Raw genomic sequence first — 22,637 nt, forward strand, 5'->3', positions numbered from 1 at the left:
AAAGTCTTCTCATAATAAAACGTTTGGTATCAATGTTTTATTATGAGAAGACTTACTTTTTTACTGAGATTGAATTTTTCCTAGCCTCAACATCGTATAAACCCCAAATTCAATCTGACCTGGTTTGAAGAGATTTTCGAAGCAGATAAGGTTTTACTAAAACTAAAAAAAATGATATAATCAAACTGATTAAATGTTTTAAAAATAAAGGAGAATTTGAATGTCTTACCAAGAAAATTACCAGAAATGGGTTGATTTTGCGGAGCTTCCTGACTACCTTCGTCAAGATTTGGAAAATATGGATGAAAAAACTAAGGAAGATGCCTTCTATACAAATCTTGAATTTGGTACTGCAGGTATGCGTGGCTTGATTGGTGCTGGTACAAACCGCATCAACATCTATGTTGTTCGCCAAGCTACTGAGGGATTAGCTCGTTTGATTGAGTCAAAAGGTGGAAACGAAAAAGAACGCGGTGTAGCAATCGCCTACGATAGCCGTCACTTCTCACCTGAGTTTGCCTTTGAATCTGCGGCAGTTCTTGCTAAACACGGTATCAAATCTTACGTATTTGAAAGCCTTCGTCCAACTCCAGAACTATCATTTGCGGTTCGTCATCTCAACTGTTTCGCAGGTATCATGGTCACAGCCAGCCACAACCCTGCTCCATTTAACGGATACAAGGTTTACGGTGAAGACGGTGGACAAATGCCTCCACACGATGCGGACGCTTTGACTACTTATATCCGTGCAATCGAAAACCCATTTGCGGTAGAAGTTGCTGATGTGGAAGCTGAAAAAGCTTCTGGCTTGATTGAAGTTATCGGCGAAGCTGTTGACGTAGAATACCTTAAAGAAGTTAAGGACGTAAACATCAACCCAGCCTTGATTGAAGAATTTGGTAAAGACATGAAGATTGTCTACACACCACTTCATGGTACTGGTGAAATGTTGGCTCGTCGTGCCCTTGCCCAAGCAGGATTTGACTCTGTTCAAGTCGTTGAAGCGCAAGCAACTGCTGATCCTGACTTCTCAACTGTAAAATCTCCAAACCCAGAAAGCCAAGCAGCCTTTGCCCTTGCTGAAGAACTTGGTCGTCAAGTTGGTGCAGATGTGCTTGTGGCAACTGACCCAGACGCTGACCGTGTTGGTGTTGAAGTTCTTCAAAAAGATGGTAGCTACCTCAACCTTTCAGGTAACCAAATCGGTGCTATCATGGCTAAATACATCTTGGAAGCCCACAAAAACGCTGGAACTCTTCCTGAAAATGCAGCCCTATGCAAATCTATCGTATCAACTGACTTGGTAACGAAGATTGCTGAAAGCTACGGTGCAACCATGTTCAACGTTTTGACAGGTTTCAAATTTATCGCTGAAAAAATCCAAGAATTCGAAGAAAAACACAATCACACTTACATGATGGGATTTGAAGAAAGCTTCGGTTACTTGATTAAACCATTCGTACGTGATAAAGATGCTATCCAAGCCGTTCTTGTCGTTGCTGAACTTGCTGCCTACTACCGTTCACGCGGTTTGACACTTGCTGATGGTATCGAAGAAATCTACAAAGAGTACGGCTACTACGCTGAAAAGACTATCTCTGTTACTCTTTCTGGTGTCGATGGTGCAGAACAAATCAAAGCGATTATGGCTAAATTCCGTAACAATGCTCCAAAAGAATGGAACACAACAGCTATCACTGTCGTAGAAGACTTCAAGGCTCAAACTGCCACTGCTGCTGACGGAACTGTTACAAACTTGACAACTCCTCCAAGTGATGTGTTGAAATACACACTTGCTGACGGTTCATGGATTGCTGTTCGCCCTTCAGGTACAGAACCAAAAATCAAGTTCTACATTGCAGTTGTAGGTGAAACCAACGAAGAATCACAAGCTAAAATTGCTAACATCGAAGCAGAAATCAATGCTTTTGTAAAATAAAATCCTATAAAAGATGAGACCAACCAATCTCATCTTTTTTTCGTATCAAATCTAAGCAATTTTAGAAACTTTATGGCATACTAGAGTTATCAATGAAAGCGAGGTAATCTCATGGAACAATTTTTAGATAATATCAAAGACCTTGAAGTCACTACAGTTGCGCGTGCGCAAGAAGCTCTTGATAATAAAGAAACTGCAACTTTCTTTATCGGTCGCAAAACTTGCCCTTACTGCCGTAAATTTGCAGGTACATTGGCTGGTGTCATAGCTGAAACCAAAGCTCACATCTACTTCATCAACAGTGAAGAACCAAGCCAACTCAATGAGTTGCAAGCATTCCGCTCACGTTATGGAATCCCAACTGTACCAGGCTTTGTTCACGTTGCAGATGGACAAATCAACGTCCGTTGCGACTCTTCAATGTCAGCACAAGAAATCAAAGAATTTGCAGGATTGTAAAAAATCAGCTAACAATCACAAAACGCATAATATAAGGTTCAAAAACCTTGATATTATGCGTTTTATTGTTCCTAAAACAGTTGCATCAGCATTTCATTACAGAACATTTTAATTTTGGAAATCAAATCAATTTTTAACAATGGTTTAGAAATCACAGTGGGCTATTCCATATTCAATTATCCAGATTCAATCGCTATTATCGTTTTCCTAGATTATAAAAAAACTACGTTTTGCTAATCAAAACGCAGTCTCAGCCACTACTTTATCTTACTGTCCTTCTTTCACTTCTTTAGTTGCTACATCTTCTCCAAACCATTTATGGCTAATCTCTTGGAACTTTCCTTCTTGGTATAGTTCAATAAAGGCTTGGTTTAAAGCTTGCAGCAATCTCTTGTCTGCTGGTCTAACTCCGACCGCAAAAGATTCACTCTCAAATCCAGCTGAAAAGACATTATAGTCATTTAATATCCCCTCAGACTGAAGATAGTAATTAGCATACACTCGGTCAATCAACAAGGCATCAATTCGATCATTTTTCAAATCAATCAAGGCTTCATTGAAACTCTGGTACTGATTAGCCTTCTGGTCTTTTACACGATTTTTCAGTAAATCTGGCTGAGCTTCAAAATCCAAATAACCAGAGGAACCGGCTTGGGCTCCCAATGTCTTATCCTCCATATCCTCTACTGAATGAATCTGCTGGCTTTTCTTCGCAACCAGAACTTGCTGATTTTCCATATATGGAATGCTAAAGGCAACCTTCTCTCGGCGTTCATCAGTGGCAGAATAGCCATTCCAGATGGCATCTATGGTTCCATTTTGCAGTTCCGTCTCCTTCATATCCCAGTCGATTGGTTGAAATTGAACCTTAAAACCTAATTTTTCAGAGACAGCTTGTGCTAAGTCAATATCAAAGCCTGTATATTGGCCATTCTTTTCTTCAAAACCCATGGGTACAAAAGTATTGTCAAAACCAATAGTTATACTGCCTTGCTCTTGATACTTATCCCAGTTATCCTGCTTTGGATCGCTAGCCTTCTGAGTACAAGCCGTTAAAAAGAGAGTCAGGATAGAAACCAATACTAAAACAACTTTCTTATTAGTCATCGACACCTCCTACTTAGGCTCAACCTTGAGAATCTGATCTGCGATATTTTCAGCAAACTGCAAATCATGGGTTACCACAATCTGTGTCATACCAAGTTCCCTATTTTGCAAGATTAGTTTTTCCACTTCCAAGCGTAATTCTGGATTCAGGGCAGAAGTTGGTTCATCGTAGCCAATAATTTCCGGGTCAATCATCATAGCACGCGCCAAAGCCACCCGCTGCTTTTGCCCACCAGATAATGAAAATGGATAGGCATCTGCATGCCCTGCTAGTCCTAATTGTTCCAAAAGACCACGCGCCTTCTTCTCAGCCTCATCCTGCTTCATTCCCATGGTCTTCACAGGCGATAAGGTCAAATTATCCAGAACTGATAAATGAGGGAACAGTTGAAAATCTTGGAAGACAAATCCCAGTAGGTTGCGCTTCTGCAATTCATCCAGCTCTAAAGGTTGTCCATTATAAAAGATTTGCCCTGAATCAATGGTTTCAAGACCCGCAAGCATACGTAAGAGGGTCGTCTTACCTCCACCAGAAGGTCCAACGATAGCCAGGATTTGCTTTTCAGGAATGCTTAGACTGAAATCAGACAGGATTCGTTTGTCTCCGAATTTCTTATTGATATTTCGTAATTCTAACATGGCTGCCTCCTATCTATAATAACTGTACTTCTTCTCAACTTTTTTGGCAAGAATGGTCACAATCCCAATCAAAATCAAGTAAATGGCTCCTGCCAAGAACATGGGAACCAGGCTGGCGTCACGGTTGGCAGCTGTTCGGCTTGCTAAGATAAGGTCTGAAATTCCTAGAGCGTAGACTAGAGACGTATCCTTGACCAAACTCATAACCTCATTAAAGACACTAGGAAGAACGATCTTGGTCACTTGGGGCAAGATAATATAGCGTACTGTGGCAAAAGGGCTAAACTTCAAGACCTTGGCAGCCTCATACTGTCCTCTTGGAATAGTGTCAATTCCCCCACGGAAAATTTCTGCAAAGTAAGCTGCATAGTTGAGAACAAAGGCAATAATGGCAGCAGGAAGGCGATCTAAACGAATCCCAATACTTGGGAGCACATAATAAATAAAAATCAGTTGCAAGAGTAAGGGGGTTCCTCGCATAACCCAGATGTAAATGTTAATCAGATAATGGAGGGGCTTCCAATGGACTTGCAAGGCAAAGGCAATCAAAACGCCCAAGGGAATCGAAAATAGCAAGACCAGTGCAAAGACCTGTACAGTCGTGCTCGCACCATTCAGTAAACTCGGTAATATCTCAAATAAATAAGACATACTGCACCTCCTAAAAGTAATTGTTCCTATTATAGCATGAATAAACAAAATAACCAACCATTTTTGTAAAAAAATTCTATCATATAAAAATAAAAACCGTAGCTATCAAAAGAGATAAACTACAGTTCTATATGTTTAAACATTCTTACAATCTCTCATACAGTTCTTGCATTTGAACATCATCTGGAACCAGTTTTAAGTAAGTTTGAGCATTGACTTTTGCTTCCTCAAAGTAGCCCAATTCACGCAAGAGATAGATATAGTGTTCCAGAAACTCTGGATTGTCCTTTAAATCTCCTGCCAACTCTTGATAATGCTCATAAGCAGTATCCAAATCATCCATTTCTTGATAGGAACGAGCAATCATCCACTTGGTCAAAGGATTTTCTGGCTCCTCACTTTGCAAGTCTAGAATATCCTCATAACGCTCCTGCTCCAGATAAATAGTGGCTAAACGAAGCAAGATTTCTTCTGTATCCTCAGCATCTACTTTTGCAGTAAGGAGATAATTTTCTGCACCACTAGCATCATGCAATTCATAAGAGAATTGCGAAGCAGCTAGCAAGAGGCGAGTTTCAAAGGGATTTTTCTCTAAACCTTGCTTAGCGATACGCAAGGCTTCTTGAACTTGGTGTTCCTTATGTAAGGCCTGACTGTAACCATACTCATAGCCTTCAAAGTCAGGAGAAATAGTATCAAGTTGCTTAAAATAGAGAACAGCTTTTTGGTATTCTTCTTGATCAAAGTAAAGGCTGGCTAACTCAAAAGCTGTTAGGTCATCGTATTCTAACTCCAAGGCTTTTTCTAAAAACTCTGTGGCCGTTTCAAATTTCCCTAACTGAGCATAGGCAAAGCCAATTCGTTGATAGGTGGAAATCCCTGTTTGCTCATAAATCGAGCGATTATCTAACTGGGCATAGCCTTGAATGGCCTCTTGGTAATTTTCCAACTCACTATCCAACTCTGCCAAGCCCAATATCAAAAGAGGATCCTCTGAGTAAGTCAAGGCTTCTAGTAATTTCTCACGCGCCACATCTGTCAAACCTTCCATCTGGTAAAGGTCTGCTTTCAGAGCCAAAGCCGAAACATACCAGTCACTGTCAGCTTGGATTTCCTCAAGATAGGCAAAGGCTTCTTCGATTTGACCATCCTCGCTAGCAATAGCTGCTAGATTAAGATGAACCTCTGGGAAATCCTCTACGATTTTCAGGTAAATTTCCTTGGCCTGAGGATAAAAACCAATCCCTTCAAGATAAGTAGCTAACTCATACAGAAGATCACTTGGATCATTTTCTAAAGCTTTGGCGAAATAATGCTCAGCCTTGGCTAAATCTTGCTCCTCCAAAGCCTGTAACATCTGTTGACTATTGTTCACTCTTGACTTCCTCGCCCTCTAATTCATATAGACCACTGACTACCTTATACCATTCGAAAATGGCTGAAATGACAACCTTAGCAGAGGCATAAACCGGAATACCAAGTAAAACTCCCCAGATACCAAACATAGATCCTGAAGTTAACAAAACAAAGAGAACATTAATGGGATGGATGTTTAATTGACTTCCCAAAATCAATGGAGAGACAAAACGGCCTTCAATAGTTTGTTCTACGATAAAGACAATCACTACTTTCAAAAGCATGACTGGACCAGCAATCAAGCCCAGAACTAAGGCAGGAAGCATGGCTAGGAAGCTACCAAGATAAGGAACCAGATTTAGAATACCGGCAGTAACACCCAGCGTAACCGCATAGCGTAGACCAATGATCTTGAAGAAGATCATAAACATTACTGCAACAATAATAGCCACTGTCACTTGCCCTCGAACATAGTTGGACAACTGTTGATTCACATCTGACAAAACTTGTCCTACAGGTTCTTTCAATTTTGTTGGCATGAATTGGGTCAAATAGTTACGCAAGTCTTTCCCATCACGCAAGAGATAAAAGAGCATGAAAGGAACGATAATCAAGGCAACAATCACTTGAGATGCCCCGCTAATAAAGGCGCTCACCCAGTTGACTGCCTGAGATGAAACCTTACTTGCCCAAACTGTAGCCTGGCTAGAGAAGTTTGTCAAAACTTGTTCTAACTGAGGCCTGAAATCATCTGGTAAACGCTTGGTTACCAAATCATCAATAACCCTATCTGCATCTTCAAGATAGATTGGTACATTTCTTGCGAATGTCAAAACCTGACGTTGCAGATTTGGAATGGCGACTGCCAAGCCCCAAATGATAAAGAGAGCTATGATGACAAAGACAATGCTGATGGCTATGACGCGATTGACTTTGTGTTTTTCCATCCAATCAACAATAGGATTCAACAAATAATATAACAAACCAGACAGAATGACTGGCAACATCACGACTGCCAAAAAGTCTAAAACAGGTGAAAATAAAAAACTAATCTTACTTAAAATAAAAAGATTGAGTCCCAATAATAAGGTTACCAAAAATACCGTAATGGCCTTGTTATCCAAAAACCACTTGAAAAACCAAGATAGGCTAAAATGTTTCTCTTTTTGCTCCATAAATACTTCCTTTCTATCGTTCTCTCATTATACCATTTTTAAATCAAAATAACTCTTTTTTAAAGTGCTTACATCTAATTGGATGTCTTTATTTGGCTTGTTTTTGTGATATAATAGTCTTATCTTTATGTAGAGGTAACGTTATGAAAGAAACTGTTTATTTTGGAACTTATACACGTCGGACTTCCCAAGGGATTTACAAGGCTGACTTTGATACAGAAACTGGTCAGCTTTCAAATCTAGAACTTTTTGCAGCTGAGCCAAGTCCAACCTACCTTGCCTTTGACCAGCACCAACACCTATACACTGTTGGTAGTCAAAATGGCAAGGGGGGCATTGCAGCCTATCAAATTGACGGGACTTTGTTAAATCATGTTGTTGAGGAGGGAGCTCCCCACTGTTATGTTGCTGTCGATGAAAAGCGTAATTTGGTCTATGCAGCCAACTACCATAAAGGACAGGTACTGGTTTATAAACGTCAGGAAGATGGGAGTCTTCTGCTTAGTGATGTGGATCAACACAGTGGCCAAGGTCCACATGAAAATCAAGCATCTCCCCATGTTCACTTTACAGATTTAACACCTGACCACTATCTAGTGACCTGCGACTTGGGAACGGACCAAGTCATCACTTATGACCTTGACCAAGAAGGAAAATTATCTAAGCTCTACACCTATCACAGCCAGTCAGGAGCAGGCTCACGCCATATCGTTTTCCATAGCCACTATAAAATCGCTTATCTGATTTGTGAACTCAATAGTACTATCGAGGTTTTAATCTACGATGGCGTTGGCGAATTTGAACGTATGCAGGTCATTTCAACTTTACCAGAAGCTTACGAAGGCTTTAATGGAACCGCTGCTATTCGTCTCTCTAAAGACGGTAAATACCTCTACGCTTCTAACCGTGGTCATGATTCTATCGCAGTATATACCATCCTTGCGGACGGTAGCTTAGAGTTATTAGAAATCGTTCCAACACATGGTAAAACCCCACGTGATTTTGATTTGACACCTGACCAAAAATTTCTTATTGCTGTCCACCAAGACTCTGATAATGCAACTGTCTTTAAACGTAATTGTGACAATGGTCGTCTAGCAGAACTCTCCAACGACTTCCATGTTCCCGAAGCAGTCTGCATCCGTTTTGCTCCTTAAGAAAACATAAAAAATGAACTTGGAATTTTCAAGTTCATTTTTTTCTTATAGTCTATTTCCGACATTGATACGGTTAATGGCACGTTGCAGTGCAATCTTCGCACGACGTTCTTGGTCAATCAAGTGTTTGTCTTGTGCTTCTTCAATTGCACGTTCTGCACGAAGTTTGGCACGTTCTGCACGACTGATATCGATATCACGAGCACGTTCTGCAGAGTCAGCGACGATTGTAATCATATCATTGGCAATTTCAATAACGCCACCATTTACTGCAATCCAGTTCACGTGATCTTCGTCATCAATACGTTTTACCTTTACTTCATCAACTGCTAAAACCGCAATCATATTTTCATGTCGTGGCAAGATTCCCATCTCACCATCCAGAGTTCGAACTGATACATAGCTGGCATGGTGATCATAGACGAGACCATCTGGTGTCACGATCTGGACAGTTAACTGAGCCATAGATCACCTCTTAAAATCCCATTTTTTCAGCTTTTGCAATCACATCTTCGATAGAACCTACACCACGGAAGGCATCTTCTGGCAAGTGGTCGTATTTACCATCAAGGATTTCCTTAAAGCCACGAACAGTTTCAGCAACTGGAACATAAGAACCTGGCTGACCAGTAAATTGTTCTGCAACGTTGAAGTTTTGTGATAAGAAGAACTGGATACGACGGGCACGAGCCACCAAGGTCTTTTCTTCATCAGAAAGCTCATCCATACCAAGGATAGCAATGATATCTTGCAATTCATGGTAACGTTGAAGGACACGTTTTACTTCTGCAGCAACTGCATAGTGCTCTTCTCCAACGATTTCAGGTGCCAAGGCACGTGAACTTGAAGCAAGTGGGTCAACGGCTGGGTAGATACCCAATTGTACCAACTTACGTTCCAAGTTAGTTGTTGAATCCAAGTGAGCGAAGGCTGTTGCTGGAGCTGGGTCAGTATAGTCATCCGCTGGCACATAGATAGCCTGGATAGAGGTTACAGAACCCTTCTTGGTTGATGTAATACGTTCTTGCAATTGCCCCATTTCTGTAGCAAGTGTTGGTTGGTAACCAACGGCTGATGGCATACGACCCAAAAGGGCAGATACTTCTGAACCAGCCTGAGTGAAACGGAAGATATTATCGATAAAGAGAAGCACGTCTTGGCCTTCTACATCACGGAAGTATTCAGCGATTGTCAAACCAGTAAGGGCAACACGCATACGTGCTCCTGGTGGCTCATTCATCTGACCAAATACCATGGCTGTTTTCTCGATAACGCCTGATTCTTTCATTTCCCAGTAAAGGTCATTCCCCTCACGAGTACGTTCCCCAACACCGGTAAATACTGAAATACCACCGTGTTCTTGGGCAATGTTGTGAATCAATTCTTGGATCAAGACGGTTTTTCCAACTCCGGCACCACCGAAAAGTCCAACCTTACCACCTTTTAAGTAAGGGGCAAGAAGGTCGATAACCTTAATCCCTGTTTCAAGGATTTCAGAAGAGGTAGACAACTCATCAAAAGTTGGAGCTTTTTTATGAATTGGCTGACGCTCTGCGTCTTCTGTAAAAGGAGCTTCCAAGTCAATGGTATCTCCCAAAACATTGAAGACACGTCCCAAAGTTTCTTTACCTACTGGCACAGAGATTGGACGACCTGTGTCCAATACTTCCATTCCACGAGTCAACCCATCTGTTGATTCCATGGCGATAGTACGGACCATACCATCTCCCAACTCCAAGGCTACTTCAAGGACGATTTTTGTTTTTCTTTCGTCATTTTTGTAGACGACAAGTGCATTGTTAATCTCAGGAAGTTTTTCCCCTGCTGCAAACAAAACGTCTACAACGGGACCGATAACCTGAGCAATTTTACCTGAACTCATCTCCTTCTCCTATTCTATATAAGATACTGTCGGTTCCTAGCTCAACTAGGTCCTAAGTTCATTTTCATACGAGCTGGACTAAAGCCTATTCTAAGGCACTAGCACCTGCTACGATTTCTGTAATTTCTTGTGTAATCGCCGCCTGTCTGGCACGGTTATACTGAATTGTCAAATCATTGATGACTTTCTTAGCATTATCAGTCGCTGTTTGCATGGCTGTCATACCGGCAGCATTTTCAGCTGTCTTGGCATCGATAATAGCCCCGTAAATCATACTTTCTGCAAACTGAGGCAACAACTGCTCCAAAATTTCTTCTCGGCTGGTTTCCAATTCAAAAGTCAAGCTGTAGTCTTCATCCGCTTCATTTGGATCCAAGTCAACAATCGGAAGCATTTGTTCCACACGCATTTGACTAGTTAGCGTATTGACATGGTGGTTGTAGCAAACATAAAGCTCATCAAAGAGTTCATTTTGGTACATTTCAACAGTTTTTGAAATAATCTTACGGACTTGATCAAAGCTAGGTTGGTCTGCCAAGCCACGTAATTCATAAAGTGGTTGAATACCACGAGCCTTAAAGAAATCAGCTCCCATTCCACCAATACAGATCATTTCAAAACCTGTACCGTCTGGGTGGTATTCTTCTTTCAACTCCATAACGGCTTTCAGAATAGAGGAATTATAACCTCCAACCAAACCGCGGTCTGAAGTGATGACGATATAGCCTGTCTTCTTCACGGGACGGCTAATCAACATGGGATTAGTTGAACCACCAGCTCCATTACCATGAAGAATATCTGTCAAAAGTTTGCGAACCTTCTGAGCGTAAACTTGGAAGTTACGAGCTGCTTCTTCAGAGCGACCTAGCTTAGCAGCCGATACCATTTGCATGGCATTAGTGATTTGACTCGTATTTTTTGTTGAGGCGATTTTTGTTTTAATATCATTTAGAGATACTGCCATCTGACACCTCTATTCTTATTGGAAGCTAGATTGATTGAGAAACTCTGTAATCGCAGCATCCAAGACTGCTTCTTCTGGCAAGTCTTTTGTATCACGAATGGTTTTCAAAATCTCTGGATGTTGAGCATCAAAGAAGGCATGGAACTCTTCCTCAAAACGAACAATATCATCTACTGGAACAGTATCCAAGAAACCATGTGTCAAAGCATAGAGAATGGTTACTTGTTTCTCAACAGGCAATGGTTTGTGAACAGGTTGTTTCAAGACTTCAACTGTACGACGTCCACGGTTCAATTTAGCCTGTGTTGCCGCATCCAAGTCAGAACCAAACTTAGTGAAGGCTTCCAACTCACGGTATGAAGCAAGGTCGATACGAAGTGTACCAGCAACCTTCTTCATAGCTTTGATTTGCGCAGAACCACCTACACGAGATACAGATGAACCCGCATCGATAGCTGGACGAATACCCGCATTGAAGAGACCATCGCCAAGGAAGATTTGTCCATCAGTGATTGAAATCACGTTGGTTGCGATATAGGCAGAGATATCTCCTGCTTGTGTCTCGATAAATGGTAGGGCTGTAATTGATCCACCACCAAGTTCATCAGAAACTTTAGCTGAGCGCTCAAGCAAACGGCTGTGAAGATAGAAAACATCCCCTGGGAAGGCTTCACGACCTGGAGGACGACGAAGCAAGAGAGACAGTTCACGATAGGCTACCGCTTGTTTTGATAGATCATCGTATACAATCAAAACATGCTTCCCTTGGTACATAAATTCTTCCGCCATGGCAACCCCAGCATAAGGAGCTAGGAAGAGCAATGGAGATGGTTGTGAAGCAGAAGCTGTCACAACGATTGTGTAGTCCAAGGCACCGTACTGACGAAGTGTTTCTACTTGCGTACGAACTGTTGATTCTTTTTGTCCAATCGCTACGTAGATACAGATCATATCTTGACCTTTTTGGTTCAAGATTGTATCAATCGCAATGGTTGTTTTCCCTGTCTGACGGTCACCGATAATCAACTCACGTTGACCACGACCAATCGGTACAAGGGCGTCAATAGCTTTCAAACCAGTTTGCAATGGTTCTGATACAGACTTACGTTGCATAACACCAGGAGCTGGTGCTTCTACTGGACGAGTTTTATCAGTGTGGATTTCTCCAAGACCGTCAACTGGACGACCAAGCGGATCCACAACACGACCAATCAGACTTTCACCTACTGGGACTTCCATGATTTTACCTGTACGGCGGATTGTATCGCCTTCACGGATATCTGTAAAGTCACCTAGGATGATAATACCAACGTCTGTTGACTCCAAGTTTTGAGCCATACCATAAGAGCCGTTTTCAAAAATCAACAACTCTCCACTCATGGCATTTTCAAGGCCGTGAGCACGCGCGATACCGTCCCCGATATAGGTTACAACACCTGTTTCAGTCACATCAAAATTGGGTTTGAAATTTTCAATTTGTTGCTTAATTAAAGCGCTGATTTCTTGTGCGTTAATTGCCAAAAGAACACCACTTTCTATTTCAAATTTTCTTTAACAACTTTAAGTTGTTGTTTAATACTCACATCAATTGTCTTGTGATTGGCAAAAATAACAAAACCACCAATGAGACTTTCATCGATTTCTTCTTTTACACTCCTTACTTTAAGAGACATTTTTTTCTCAATCAAAGGGAGCAAGCGACTCTTCTGTTCATCTGTTAAAGGATGAGCAGCAGTAATCGTCACTTCAAATCGATTTGTTTCTTTTTCAAGTCGGTTCAAGCAATCTACAAGCACATCATAAAAAAGATTTGCTCTGTGATTGTAGGCCAGAACCTGGATAAAGTTTTGTATTAAAGGTGACACAGAGTCTTGGAAAAAAGCAATTGTTTTTTCCTTATCCGACTCGTCTACTGCCACTTGTTTTAAAAAAGAAGGCAGACCTGTTTCTTCAGCAACTTGCTTGATTTGAGTCAAGTCTGAAAAGATACGGTCTTCTTCTCCTTTTTCAAGTACCAATTGGACAAAAGGCATGCTGTATTTTTCAATTACCTTTACTGTTTTCTTGTCCATTAAGCTTCTCCTAGCTGATCGATATACTGATCAATGAGTTCTTTATGGGCATGACCGTCAAGGTTTTGTGAGATGATTTTACCAGCCAAGCTGATGGTCAAATCTGCAACCTCACCCTTAACGCTTTGTAAAGCTTCAGCTTTGTTTTGAGCAATTTCTTGGTTTGCTTTTTCTTTTAAGCGTCCTGCTTCTAGTTTAGCATCTGCTAAGATACTAGCCTTACTTTGCTCAGCTGTTTCCTTTGCATTTTCAATGATTGTCTTGGCTTCTTTGCGACTGCCTGCCAATTCATCTTCACGTTTCTGAGCTAAGGCTTCTGCTTTTTGACGTGCCTGTTCAGCACTGTCAATATCAGTAGCGATTTTTTCAGCTCTTTCTTCGAAAATGCCTGTAATATTAGACCATGCAAATTTTTTAATCAAGACTAGCAAAAGAATAAAAGAGCCAGCGATTAAAATAAAGTTACCAATCAATTCACCTACTGTAACGTGCATCAGTTACTCCTTTCTACTCTTCTCCATCATTTATCTTATTTCCTAGGTACATAGAAGACAACATGGTAAACACATAGGCTTGGATGCAGGAAATAAAGACAGAAAAGGCTGTCCAAGCCAAGTTAGCACCAAAAGCAACTGGATACCAATATAGAGCTTGATGAGATAGAGTGATCAGCAAACTAGCCATCACCTCTCCTGCAAAAATATTTCCGAACACCCGCAAGGCAAGTGATAAAAAGTTGGTAAACTCTTCTAAGATGTTCATGGGAGTCATAAAGCCAGGTGTGATATAGGCTTTTAGATATTTTTTAATCCCACGACGACGAATACCCTCTATGTGTGTCAATAAAATAATGCCGAATGATAAGGCCAAGTCATACTGTAAATTTGCAGTTGGAGATGTCCAAAGATTGGTTCCATCTGTAGACTGTATCTTAGCCATCAAACCGAGGTTATTTGCCAGTACCATAAACAGAAATAGACAAAGGAAAAAGAGCGAGTAGTCTTTCATGTAGCTTTTACCAATGTTAGGTTCTGTAAATCCAATAACAAAGTCATAGAAATACTCAAGTACATTTTGCTTTCCTTTGGGTTTCAAGGTCATATTGCGACTCGCCCAATAAATAAAGACAAAAATAACTCCCACAATCAACAAGGTCATGGCTAACATGGTCAAATCAAAGGTAACAGGACCAATAGAGATGGTTGGAGTAATACTTTCTTCCATCTAAAATCCTCCCTTTTCTTCTCGTTCCGTTTGTCTATTTGATGATGAATGAAAAGACGAGGGTAACCAAGAACGTTCCTTCAATAAAGGCAATCCCCATAATCATCAAGCTACGCAATTCAGAAATAATATCTGGCTGGCGAGCTGCAGATTTAAGCAAACCGTTCATCAAAAAGCCTTCCGCAAGGGATACACCCATACAGGCAAGACATAGACCAAAAAATGTTAAATTCATGATAAATTCTCCTTTTGAATTAAAACTTACTTACTTAGTGTAGTCCTAAAATTTCGATTTGTCAACTTTTTTTGCACATTGGAAGCGTTTAATGAAAATTACCTCTATTTTCTCGCGTATTTCACTCTATTCTGAAAAACTTGTGTATATTTACTGAAGCTAGTAAGTCTTACCTGTAAATTTAATGAAAGCAACACAAAATCCGAGAGGGGAATCTCGGATTAAGGTCAATCTAAAAAGATAGAGAGTGTTAAGTTTAAATATAGGATTTCAAAATATCGACGACATCGCTTCTTTTCTTAACCTGATAGGACTTGATTCCCAATTTCTCAGCTGTCATTGCATTGTACCCAATGTTGCCCAGAAAGACACAATTTGTAGGATTTAACTGGTATTTATCGAGAATCCCCTTCATACTTATATAAAGCCCCTCTTTACTTTATTCTCCTTACAAATCCTTTTGGTAATAATATCTTTGCCCAATGTAGGGATAGTCTTGTAACCTAAAGACTTCCTTGTAGCCATGCCTTTTATAAAAATCTGGAGCCTGAAACTGGTAAGTATTGACAAAAGCAAAACGACAGTTACGATTCTTAGCTTCAGTTTCTGATTGCTGCAATAGTCTTGAACCGATTCCTTGCCCTCTCAATTCCTCTTTTACAAATAAATACTCGATTTCTAGCCAATTTCCAAAAGTCTCTGCTATCAAACCTGCCAGGAGATTGCCCTTTTCATCTTCGACATAAAGATTAAGTGGCTCACTTTCAGCCTCTTCTCTTTTTGAACGATTATAAGCACGAATCAAATTCCCAATTTCTTGTGCTTTCTGGGATTCCTTATTTTCCAATCTAAAGTACATCCAAACCTCCTCAAACACTGTTACAACTTGATTATAGTCTTATTTCAAAAGACTGTCAAACTAGCAAAAACCCACCAACCTGAGTTGATGAGTCTTTAATCTATTTTCTAAATTTCCACTGGCTGTAAATCCCAAAACCGATAATCCAGATAGCTGAGCCGATTACTCCTACAAATGTAGACTCTTGTAAAAAGAGGGTTACAAAGACAAAGGCAAAGAAGAGCATGGTTAAGGGATTTAGGAAACGATAATGGGGCATGAGATAGCCATCCGCCATAAAGTCTGGTGACTTGCGGTATTTAAGGTGAGCCACCATAATCAAGATATAAATGGCGATATAGACACCTGATGATGATGCCGTAATCAAGGCAAAGGCATCCGAAACACCTGGCAAGACGTTGATAAAGGCTGCTAGGGCAATCAAGATTGCTGAAGCAATGATAGCATTTTGTGGCACATTATGGCGAGAAAGGGTATCTGCCTTGATTGCTTTTAGGAATGGATTTGGCGAATCATGGGCAATCTGATACAAATGGCGCCCTGTTGAATAAAGGGTTGAGTTAAGAGCAGATGCTGCTGAGGTCAAAACGACGAAGTTAATCAAGGCTGCTGCCCACTTGACACCGGCCAATTCAAATACTGTAACAAAAGGTGAATCAGCAGAAGCCAGTTCACGCCATGGAATGATAGCCATGATGGCTAAGAGGGCACCACCGTAGAAAAAGGCGATACGCAAAGGGATTTCCTTAACGGCTTTTGGCAAGACCTGACGTGGATTTTTGGTTTCAGAAGTTGTGACCCCGATAAACTCAATCATAAGGTAGGCAAAGAAAACCATCTGGAAGGCCATGACAAAGTTGACACCTCCATTTGGGAAGAGGGAGAAATTGTCAGCAATATTAGCTAAACTTGCTACTCCATGAGGTGTCTTAAAGCCTGTCAAGACCATAAAGACTCCTGTGGCAATCATGGCTAAAATAGCCACAATCTTGACCATCGCAAACCAAAACTCAACTTCTCCAAAGAGCTTCACCGCAATCAAATTGACCAAGGCTAGAATGGTCAAAAATCCAATCTCAATCATCCAACTCGGCCAAGTTGGAAACCAAAATTGCACATAATGTGCGATAGCAGTGATTTCCGCCATACCGATAAAGACAACAGATAGCCAGTAAGACCAAACCGAGAAATAGCCCCAGCCCTTACCCAAATGGCGTGTGATAAAGTTGATAAAGGTATGTTGCTCAGGGTCTTGGTAAAGCATTTCCCCAACAGCACGCATCATGAGGAACATGAAAGCCCCTGTAATCATATAAATCAGTACAATGGAAGGACCTGTTAGGCTGATAGAGCGACCTGCTCCCAAAAAGAGTCCTGTTCCGATTGTTCCAGCGATGGCCATAACCTGCACATGACGATTAGTCAGACCACGCTCCATCTTATTTTTTTTCTTCTTTGAACTCATATCGTCTCCAATTCAATTTAAAATGGAAAAAGGAGTGAGTGAAGCGCACAGCCTCCCCACTCCTTTTTTTGTTTTTAGGCTGTTTTTTCAACCTTCAAGATTTTTACATCATAGCTACCAACAGGTGTTTCAATCGTTGCTGTGTCACCTGTTTTCTTGCCGATCAAGGCTTGTCCAATTGGGCTTTCATTTGAAACTTTACCTGCAAAGGCATCCGCACCAGCTGAACCTACGATAATATAAACTTCTTCTTCGTCCTCACCAATTTCTTGGATGGTGACTGTTTTCCCAATCGCTACTTCATCATCGGCAACTGAGTCGCTATTGACGATTTCAGCATAACGGATTTTTGTTTCCAAGCTAGAGATTTGTCCTTCAACAAAGGCTTGTTCATCCTTAGCCGCTTCGTATTCACTGTTTTCAGAAAGATCACCGTATGAACGAGCAATTTTAATACGTTCTACCACTTCTGGACGGCGGACTAATTTCAATTCTTCTAATTCTTTTTCAAGTTTTTCCTTTTCCTCAAGGGTCATAGGATATGTTTTTTCTGCCATTTTTCTCAACTTTCTTCTGATGATATTTTCGAAAGAAAATGATGTGAAGTATCACATAATTTTAGTTTGTTTGGTTTAATTTGCTGTTAACATGTTCAGCGACATTGCGGTCGTGGTCTTCTTGATTGTTAGCATAGTAGACCTTGCCTTCTGTGACATCTGCTACAAAGTAGAGGTTATCGCTCTTAGTTTGATTGATGCTTGACTCAATCGCATCCAGACTTGGACTATCGACTGGACCAGGCATGAGACCTACATTTTTATAAACATTATAAGGTGAATCAATGTTGGTATCAATCGCAACATCCTCAGCTAGACTGATATTTTGCCCCAGTTTTCCTTGGGCATACAAGATTGCAATGTTACTTTGAAGTGGCATATCACGATTCAAACGATTGTAGAATACACCTGCAATGAGCTTACGATCTTCTGTCTTGGCACCTTCTTTTTCGACCAAGGAAGCAATGGTCAACAACTCATTGACAGTCAAGTTTTTAGATTTGATCGTACTATAGTAAGGAGATAGGTTCTTATCCATAGCAGCTAACATCTCATCAATCAAGCTCTCAATAGTTGTGCTTTCCTTGATAGAGTATGTAGCTGGGAAAAGGTATCCTTCCAAACGATAACGAGCCCCACTTTCCTTTGTAGGCAAGCTTTCCAATAAAGTAGGATATTTGGCAACTTCTTGACTGATAAAGTTCTCATCTTGAACTTTAGCCAAGAAAGCCTCCGCTGTCAAAGGCTCTTTGAAGTCACCTTGCAATTGACCTACCGCTTGTGCAATTTGATCAATCGTATAACCTTCTGGAATTGTCAAAGTCGCAAGTACAGGTTCTTGTGGTTCAGCTGTTCCACCTTTTTGCAACTCTTTGAGTAAGTCTTCTGTACTCATACTCTTTTGCAAATTGTAGTAACCTGCTTTCAAGTCGGTATAATTTTTATACTTGGCATAAAAGCTAAAAATCAGACCATGCTTTACCAAACCAGCTTTTTCAAGCGTCGTACCGATTTCTTGAACGTTTGAACCTTCTGGAATTCCAACCGTCACATATTGTTTCGATGAAGCATCCACAGGCTGTAAAGATGACTGAACATACTGGTAACCAAAGTAACCACCTGCTGAGAGCAAGGCAAGGAATACAAGGAATGAAATCACAAAGGCTTTCACATGTGACTTCTTCTCTTTCTTAGGCTTAACGGGTTTTGATCCTTCTCTACGGCTACGACGTGGTGTATCGCTAATGATATCCACTGTTTCTGTAGCAGGCGTAGGTGTTTCTGGACCTGCTTGTTCTGCTTTTTTCTCTGCCGTCTTATAGGAAACAGCTACCCTTGTTGGGGTTTCATTGTATTCTCTTTCAAGTTTCTTAGGTCTAACAGGACCTGGTCCTGGTCTTGAACCACTTTCTTCCGCTGGAGAAGAAGGTACATCTTGACTTGGATGACTTGGAACACCAGGAGTTTCTCTTTGAATCTCATCTGCTGGAGAAGCTGGTACATCTTGACTTGGGTGAGTAGGCGCAGCAGGAGCTTTTCTCATAATCTCCTCTACCGTTGACAAGGAATCAGCCATGAGTTCTTCAGCTGAAGGTTCATTTGCAGGAGTGCGAACTACTGCCTTATCTTCTCTCAGAACTTCATCATAGCCTTTTACTTTTTCTAAATCTCTCAGAATCTGCTCTTTAAAGCTTAATTTCTCTTCTTCTCTTGACTTTTCACTCAAAAGTTTTTCCTCCTTGTTGACAATCCATAATATTATATCTTAAAAGTCCAAGAAAAGCAACCTATGATACTTTTCCTAGCTTATTTTTTATATTCAATGAAAATCAAAGAGCAAACTAGGAAGCTAGCCGCAGGTTGCTCAAAACACTGTTTTGAGGTTGTAGATAAGACTGACGAAGTCAGTAACATATATACGGTAAGGCGACGCTGACGTGGTTTGAATTTGATTTTCGAAGAGTATTAGCTTCCCAGACCATATCATACCAAGTTTCCCCTGCAAAGGTTGACTGAGACAAGCCTTCATTGACAAATCCGTGTTTTTCATAGTAGGCGATGAGATAGTCATGACAGGTTAGGTTAATACCTTCTCTCTTATCCTCAAGAGCAACTTCTTTCAAGGCTGTTAGCAATTTCTGACCCAGTCCGAGTCCCTGTGCCTCCTTGGCAATAGACAGACAGGTCACAGAGATATAACCACCAGGCTCATGACTATAGTCTTTTATTTCTTCTGTAAAGGACTGGTCTTGCAGATGGCGGTGTGGTCCAACTGGCCCTTCTATATAACCCATGATTCTTCCTTCTTTTTCCGCAACCAGAAAAGAGGTCTGAATTTCTCGCAAATGTGCCTCAAAGACAGATCGAGGAATGGCTTCTTCAACCGAGAAATTCTCTAGTTCAATCTCAACGATACGATCCAAATCTTCTAATCTTGCTTGTCTGATTTTCATTGTACCTCCAGATAATAGGGATTAAACCAAATCATACTAAAACCCTGGCTAGTTTCATAAAGGGAAGTTTCTTCATCAATAAAACCGTTCATTTCAAAATAGGAAAGCAGCTCAGAAGGACTCTCCAAACGAATCCCTTTGTAATCCAGCTCAACTGCCATCTCTTTCAAGGCTGCAAGAAGAAGTGTTCCCAAGCCCTGTCTCTGATGGTCAGACTCAATGACTAAAGAATGTATTTCTAGACATTGCGGATTGTCTGACTGGGGACTTGATAGAATATAGCCTAAAAGTTGATTTTCATCCCTAGCTAGAAGAAAGGTATCCGCACACTTACGGATACTTTCTTCTAAGATATGGGAAGGTTGCTGCTTTTCAGCTGGAAAAGACGAGGTCTGAAGTGCCTCTATCTCAGGAAAATCAGACTTGCTTGCCTGAATGATCTTAATTGGAATTTCCATGAGAACATCCTATTGAACATTGCTTGTCAAGTTAGACAAGAGACGCTCAAATGAGTATTCATAGGTTTGGATGTCTCCTGCTCCCATAAAGACGTAAACAGCATTGTCATGGTCAAGGAGTGGAGAAACATTTTCAACAGTGATCACTTGGTGTTTTTTGTTGATTTTTTTGGCTAGGTCTTCTACCTTAACGTCACCATGGTCTACCTCACGAGCAGATCCATAGATTTGCGCTAGGTAAACAGCATCCGCTTGGTTCAAAGCGTGAGCAAATTCGTCCAACAAGGCAATGGTTCTTGTAAAGGTATGCGGTTGGAAGACTGCTACAATTTCCTTGCTTGGGTATTTCTGACGAGCCGCATCCAAGGTCGCAATAATTTCTGTTGGATGGTGGGCAAAGTCATCAATAATCACTGTGTCATTGACAATTTTCTCAGTGAAACGACGCTTAACACCGGCAAATGTTTTCAGGTGCTCACGCACCAAGTTCAAATCAAATCCTGCTGTGTAAAGAAGACCAATAACGGCTGTCGCATTCATGATATTGTGACGACCAAAGGTTGGAATGTGGAATTGCCCCAAGTCTTGTCCACGGAAATGAACCGTGAAAGTTGACCCAGTTGTAGAACGAAGAAGATCGCTAACTACAAAGTCATTACCTTCTGCTTCAAAGCCATAATAATAAATCGGAGCATTGGCTGTAATCTTACGCAATTCTGCATCTTCACCATAGACAAAAAGACCCTTGGTAATTTGTTTGGCATAGTCGTTAAAAGCATTGAAAACATCCTCTAGACTTGTGAAATAGTCTGGATGGTCAAAGTCAATGTTGGTAATAATAGAGTATTCTGGGTGGTAAGGCATAAAGTGGCGCTCATATTCGTCAGATTCAAAGACAAAATATTTGGCATTGGCCGAACCACGACCTGTCCCATCCCCAATCAGGAAGCTAGTGTCTGTGATGTGAGACAAGACATGAGACAACATACCTGTCGTTGAAGTTTTTCCATGCGCTCCAGCTACTCCCATGCTAACAAAATCACGCATAAAGCTACCTAGAAATTCATGATAACGTTTGTAGCTGATACCATTTTGGTCTGCATAGGCAATTTCGACGTTGTTATCTGGACGAAAGGCATTTCCAGCGATAATTTCCATATCACCGTCTAGGTTCTTTTCATCAAAAGGAAGAATGGTAATGCCTGCCTGCTCAAGACCACGTTGAGTAAAGTAGTACTTTTCAACATCTGATCCCTGTACCTTATGCCCCATTTGGTGCAACATCAAGGCTAAGGCACTCATCCCTGATCCCTTAATTCCGATAAAATGATATGTCTTTGACATGTTTCCTCCCCTATTCTGTAATTCTGGTCAGATTCAACTCTTGGGCAACCCGACGTTCTTGTTCTCTTTGTTTACTTTTTTTATTGTAGATTTGGCTCTTCTTTAGAAAATCATAGTTGTTTTTCTTTGGAGCAGGTGCTGCCACTTCTTCATTCTTGGTAGGGATAGAATGAACTTCTTCCGCCAAGATATAATGAGACTGGGTCAATTTTTGGCTATATTTGACAAATTCACCAGGATTTTCCTTTTGGAAAGGCGCTGTCGGTTGGTTACCCTGTCTAACAAAGCCTGATTTAGAATGACGTCTCGCACGGCTGAAATCCTGAGTTAGATAGTTAGCAGAGCGTTTCTTTTTCAAGTCTGCACGCGCTTCTTCACGCGCCACCTCCGCATAGCTCTTTCCTTCTTTTTTTACCCCTAAAGGAGCTTTTTTAGGTTTCTCGACTTGCTTTTCAATCGGTTTTACTGGTTTTTCTTCAGTAATAGGAGCCCATTCTAAATAATTTTTATCTCGATACTCACCCTTGATATTACTGATCAGATCAGACTCATCATACAAGTTCATGACTGGCATTTCAGTCAGCATGACCTCGTCATCTGACACCAATGGAAATCGTTCTTCTCTCATTTTCTATTTCCTT

25 protein-coding genes are annotated in these 22,637 nt (G+C 40.9%); 3 read left to right on the plus strand and 22 right to left on the minus strand.

Annotated features, from left to right (window positions below; genetic code table 11):
- Positions 1-220 precede the first annotated feature (220 nt).
- Positions 221-1,939, plus strand: a complete 1,719-nt coding sequence (locus HWX15_RS09075; protein ID WP_004254235.1) for a phospho-sugar mutase — start codon at positions 221-223, stop codon at positions 1,937-1,939.
- Positions 1,940-2,050: 111 nt separating this feature from the next.
- Positions 2,051-2,398 carry a DUF6568 family protein gene (locus HWX15_RS09080; protein ID WP_175880926.1) on the plus strand — a complete coding sequence of 116 codons (348 nt, stop codon included), beginning with the start codon at positions 2,051-2,053 and terminating at the stop codon, positions 2,396-2,398.
- A gap of 267 nt (positions 2,399-2,665) precedes the next feature.
- Here HWX15_RS09080 and HWX15_RS09085 read toward each other — a convergent pair whose 3' ends face one another.
- The 5 genes from HWX15_RS09085 to HWX15_RS09105 all read right to left on the minus strand — a co-directional run bounded on the left by HWX15_RS09085 (position 2,666) and on the right by HWX15_RS09105 (position 7,326).
- Positions 2,666-3,505, minus strand: coding sequence for an amino acid ABC transporter substrate-binding protein (locus HWX15_RS09085; RefSeq protein ID WP_175880927.1), 840 nt, complete (start codon positions 3,503-3,505; stop codon positions 2,666-2,668).
- Positions 3,506-3,514: 9 nt separating this feature from the next.
- Positions 3,515-4,144: an amino acid ABC transporter ATP-binding protein gene (locus HWX15_RS09090; protein ID WP_175880928.1), complete on the minus strand. Its 630-nt coding sequence runs from the start codon at positions 4,142-4,144 to the stop codon at positions 3,515-3,517.
- Between the two features lie 9 nt (positions 4,145-4,153).
- Positions 4,154-4,795 carry an amino acid ABC transporter permease gene (locus HWX15_RS09095; protein ID WP_175880929.1) on the minus strand — a complete coding sequence of 214 codons (642 nt, stop codon included), beginning with the start codon at positions 4,793-4,795 and terminating at the stop codon, positions 4,154-4,156.
- 145 nt (positions 4,796-4,940) lie between these two features.
- Complete coding sequence (locus tag HWX15_RS09100) at positions 4,941-6,170, minus strand: tetratricopeptide repeat protein (protein ID WP_175880930.1); 1,230 nt, start codon at positions 6,168-6,170, stop codon at positions 4,941-4,943.
- Positions 6,160-7,326, minus strand: a complete 1,167-nt coding sequence (locus tag HWX15_RS09105; protein ID WP_175880931.1) for an AI-2E family transporter — start codon at positions 7,324-7,326, stop codon at positions 6,160-6,162. Before HWX15_RS09105 ends, HWX15_RS09100 begins: the two co-directional genes overlap by 11 nt.
- Before the next feature lie 143 nt (positions 7,327-7,469).
- On the opposite strand from HWX15_RS09105, the gene HWX15_RS09110 reads away from it, so the two are divergent.
- A complete protein-coding gene (locus HWX15_RS09110; RefSeq protein ID WP_175880932.1) occupies positions 7,470-8,483 on the plus strand; it encodes a lactonase family protein in 1,014 nt (337 codons plus the stop codon).
- 45 nt (positions 8,484-8,528) lie between these two features.
- Here HWX15_RS09110 and HWX15_RS09115 read toward each other — a convergent pair whose 3' ends face one another.
- From HWX15_RS09115 to HWX15_RS09195, 17 genes are all read right to left on the minus strand, one after another.
- Entirely contained in the window at positions 8,529-8,948 is a 420-nt protein-coding gene (locus tag HWX15_RS09115) for a F0F1 ATP synthase subunit epsilon (RefSeq protein ID WP_000068041.1), read from the minus strand.
- A gap of 10 nt (positions 8,949-8,958) precedes the next feature.
- A complete protein-coding gene (gene atpD, locus HWX15_RS09120) occupies positions 8,959-10,365 on the minus strand; it encodes a F0F1 ATP synthase subunit beta (protein WP_000094360.1) in 1,407 nt (468 codons plus the stop codon).
- Between the two features lie 85 nt (positions 10,366-10,450).
- Complete coding sequence (locus HWX15_RS09125; protein ID WP_000301222.1) at positions 10,451-11,329, minus strand: F0F1 ATP synthase subunit gamma; 879 nt, start codon at positions 11,327-11,329, stop codon at positions 10,451-10,453.
- 15 nt (positions 11,330-11,344) lie between these two features.
- Positions 11,345-12,850, minus strand: coding sequence for a F0F1 ATP synthase subunit alpha (atpA, locus tag HWX15_RS09130; RefSeq protein WP_175880933.1), 1,506 nt, complete (start codon positions 12,848-12,850; stop codon positions 11,345-11,347).
- 14 nt (positions 12,851-12,864) lie between these two features.
- Complete coding sequence (locus HWX15_RS09135; protein WP_023933459.1) at positions 12,865-13,401, minus strand: F0F1 ATP synthase subunit delta; 537 nt, start codon at positions 13,399-13,401, stop codon at positions 12,865-12,867.
- A complete protein-coding gene (gene atpF / locus HWX15_RS09140; RefSeq protein ID WP_175880934.1) occupies positions 13,401-13,895 on the minus strand; it encodes a F0F1 ATP synthase subunit B in 495 nt (164 codons plus the stop codon). The genes HWX15_RS09135 and atpF overlap by 1 nt, the downstream gene beginning before the upstream one ends.
- 13 nt (positions 13,896-13,908) lie before the next feature.
- Positions 13,909-14,625 (minus strand): F0F1 ATP synthase subunit A, encoded by a 717-nt coding sequence (gene atpB, locus HWX15_RS09145; RefSeq protein ID WP_175880935.1) that lies wholly within the window; start codon positions 14,623-14,625, stop codon positions 13,909-13,911.
- 34 nt (positions 14,626-14,659) lie between these two features.
- Positions 14,660-14,860: a F0F1 ATP synthase subunit C gene (locus HWX15_RS09150; RefSeq protein ID WP_175880936.1), complete on the minus strand. Its 201-nt coding sequence runs from the start codon at positions 14,858-14,860 to the stop codon at positions 14,660-14,662.
- A gap of 256 nt (positions 14,861-15,116) precedes the next feature.
- Positions 15,117-15,275: a hypothetical protein gene (locus HWX15_RS09155; protein ID WP_175880937.1), complete on the minus strand. Its 159-nt coding sequence runs from the start codon at positions 15,273-15,275 to the stop codon at positions 15,117-15,119.
- A gap of 33 nt (positions 15,276-15,308) precedes the next feature.
- Positions 15,309-15,719: a GNAT family N-acetyltransferase gene (locus tag HWX15_RS09160; RefSeq protein WP_175880938.1), complete on the minus strand. Its 411-nt coding sequence runs from the start codon at positions 15,717-15,719 to the stop codon at positions 15,309-15,311.
- 100 nt (positions 15,720-15,819) lie between these two features.
- Positions 15,820-17,184, minus strand: a complete 1,365-nt coding sequence (locus tag HWX15_RS09165; protein WP_175880939.1) for an amino acid permease — start codon at positions 17,182-17,184, stop codon at positions 15,820-15,822.
- 74 nt (positions 17,185-17,258) lie between these two features.
- Positions 17,259-17,741 carry a transcription elongation factor GreA gene (greA, locus tag HWX15_RS09170; RefSeq protein WP_000818767.1) on the minus strand — a complete coding sequence of 161 codons (483 nt, stop codon included), beginning with the start codon at positions 17,739-17,741 and terminating at the stop codon, positions 17,259-17,261.
- Positions 17,742-17,802: 61 nt separating this feature from the next.
- Positions 17,803-19,467, minus strand: coding sequence for an endolytic transglycosylase MltG (mltG, locus tag HWX15_RS09175; RefSeq protein WP_175880940.1), 1,665 nt, complete (start codon positions 19,465-19,467; stop codon positions 17,803-17,805).
- 178 nt (positions 19,468-19,645) lie between these two features.
- Positions 19,646-20,194 carry a GNAT family N-acetyltransferase gene (locus HWX15_RS09180; RefSeq protein WP_254867376.1) on the minus strand — a complete coding sequence of 183 codons (549 nt, stop codon included), beginning with the start codon at positions 20,192-20,194 and terminating at the stop codon, positions 19,646-19,648.
- Positions 20,191-20,652 carry a GNAT family N-acetyltransferase gene (locus HWX15_RS09185; protein ID WP_175880941.1) on the minus strand — a complete coding sequence of 154 codons (462 nt, stop codon included), beginning with the start codon at positions 20,650-20,652 and terminating at the stop codon, positions 20,191-20,193. Before HWX15_RS09185 ends, HWX15_RS09180 begins: the two co-directional genes overlap by 4 nt.
- 9 nt (positions 20,653-20,661) lie before the next feature.
- A complete protein-coding gene (murC, locus tag HWX15_RS09190) occupies positions 20,662-21,996 on the minus strand; it encodes a UDP-N-acetylmuramate--L-alanine ligase (RefSeq protein ID WP_175880942.1) in 1,335 nt (444 codons plus the stop codon).
- A 10-nt stretch (positions 21,997-22,006) separates the two neighbouring features.
- Positions 22,007-22,624, minus strand: a complete 618-nt coding sequence (locus tag HWX15_RS09195; protein ID WP_175880943.1) for a divisome accessory protein ZapJ — start codon at positions 22,622-22,624, stop codon at positions 22,007-22,009.
- Between the last annotated feature and the right edge of the window lie 13 nt (positions 22,625-22,637).

Origin of the sequence: Streptococcus thalassemiae (assembly GCF_903645285.1) — a bacterium.
Taxonomy (GTDB): domain Bacteria; phylum Bacillota; class Bacilli; order Lactobacillales; family Streptococcaceae; genus Streptococcus; species Streptococcus thalassemiae.

Bases quoted from the DNA above. Each gene is read 5' to 3' on its own strand.
- atpB (WP_175880935.1), bottom strand. From the start codon at position 14,625: ATGGAAGAAAGTATTACTCCAACCATCTCTATTGGTCCTGTTACCTTT.
- HWX15_RS09105 (WP_175880931.1), bottom strand. From the start codon at position 7,326: ATGGAGCAAAAAGAGAAACATTTTAGCCTATCTTGGTTTTTCAAGTGG.
- HWX15_RS09110 (WP_175880932.1), top strand. From the start codon at position 7,470: ATGAAAGAAACTGTTTATTTTGGAACTTATACACGTCGGACTTCCCAA.
- HWX15_RS09085 (WP_175880927.1), bottom strand. From the start codon at position 3,505: ATGACTAATAAGAAAGTTGTTTTAGTATTGGTTTCTATCCTGACTCTC.
- atpD (WP_000094360.1), bottom strand. From the start codon at position 10,365: ATGAGTTCAGGTAAAATTGCTCAGGTTATCGGTCCCGTTGTAGACGTT.
- HWX15_RS09180 (WP_254867376.1), bottom strand. From the start codon at position 20,194: ATGAAAATCAGACAAGCAAGATTAGAAGATTTGGATCGTATCGTTGAG.
- HWX15_RS09195 (WP_175880943.1), bottom strand. From the start codon at position 22,624: ATGAGAGAAGAACGATTTCCATTGGTGTCAGATGACGAGGTCATGCTG.
- HWX15_RS09150 (WP_175880936.1), bottom strand. From the start codon at position 14,860: ATGAATTTAACATTTTTTGGTCTATGTCTTGCCTGTATGGGTGTATCC.
- greA (WP_000818767.1), bottom strand. From the start codon at position 17,741: ATGGCAGAAAAAACATATCCTATGACCCTTGAGGAAAAGGAAAAACTT.
- HWX15_RS09155 (WP_175880937.1), bottom strand. From the start codon at position 15,275: ATGAAGGGGATTCTCGATAAATACCAGTTAAATCCTACAAATTGTGTC.
- HWX15_RS09160 (WP_175880938.1), bottom strand. From the start codon at position 15,719: ATGTACTTTAGATTGGAAAATAAGGAATCCCAGAAAGCACAAGAAATT.
- HWX15_RS09075 (WP_004254235.1), top strand. From the start codon at position 221: ATGTCTTACCAAGAAAATTACCAGAAATGGGTTGATTTTGCGGAGCTT.
- HWX15_RS09185 (WP_175880941.1), bottom strand. From the start codon at position 20,652: ATGGAAATTCCAATTAAGATCATTCAGGCAAGCAAGTCTGATTTTCCT.
- HWX15_RS09125 (WP_000301222.1), bottom strand. From the start codon at position 11,329: ATGGCAGTATCTCTAAATGATATTAAAACAAAAATCGCCTCAACAAAA.
- HWX15_RS09090 (WP_175880928.1), bottom strand. From the start codon at position 4,144: ATGTTAGAATTACGAAATATCAATAAGAAATTCGGAGACAAACGAATC.
- HWX15_RS09115 (WP_000068041.1), bottom strand. From the start codon at position 8,948: ATGGCTCAGTTAACTGTCCAGATCGTGACACCAGATGGTCTCGTCTAT.
- HWX15_RS09165 (WP_175880939.1), bottom strand. From the start codon at position 17,184: ATGAGTTCAAAGAAGAAAAAAAATAAGATGGAGCGTGGTCTGACTAAT.
- murC (WP_175880942.1), bottom strand. From the start codon at position 21,996: ATGTCAAAGACATATCATTTTATCGGAATTAAGGGATCAGGGATGAGT.
- HWX15_RS09135 (WP_023933459.1), bottom strand. From the start codon at position 13,401: ATGGACAAGAAAACAGTAAAGGTAATTGAAAAATACAGCATGCCTTTT.
- HWX15_RS09095 (WP_175880929.1), bottom strand. From the start codon at position 4,795: ATGTCTTATTTATTTGAGATATTACCGAGTTTACTGAATGGTGCGAGC.
- atpF (WP_175880934.1), bottom strand. From the start codon at position 13,895: ATGCACGTTACAGTAGGTGAATTGATTGGTAACTTTATTTTAATCGCT.
- HWX15_RS09080 (WP_175880926.1), top strand. From the start codon at position 2,051: ATGGAACAATTTTTAGATAATATCAAAGACCTTGAAGTCACTACAGTT.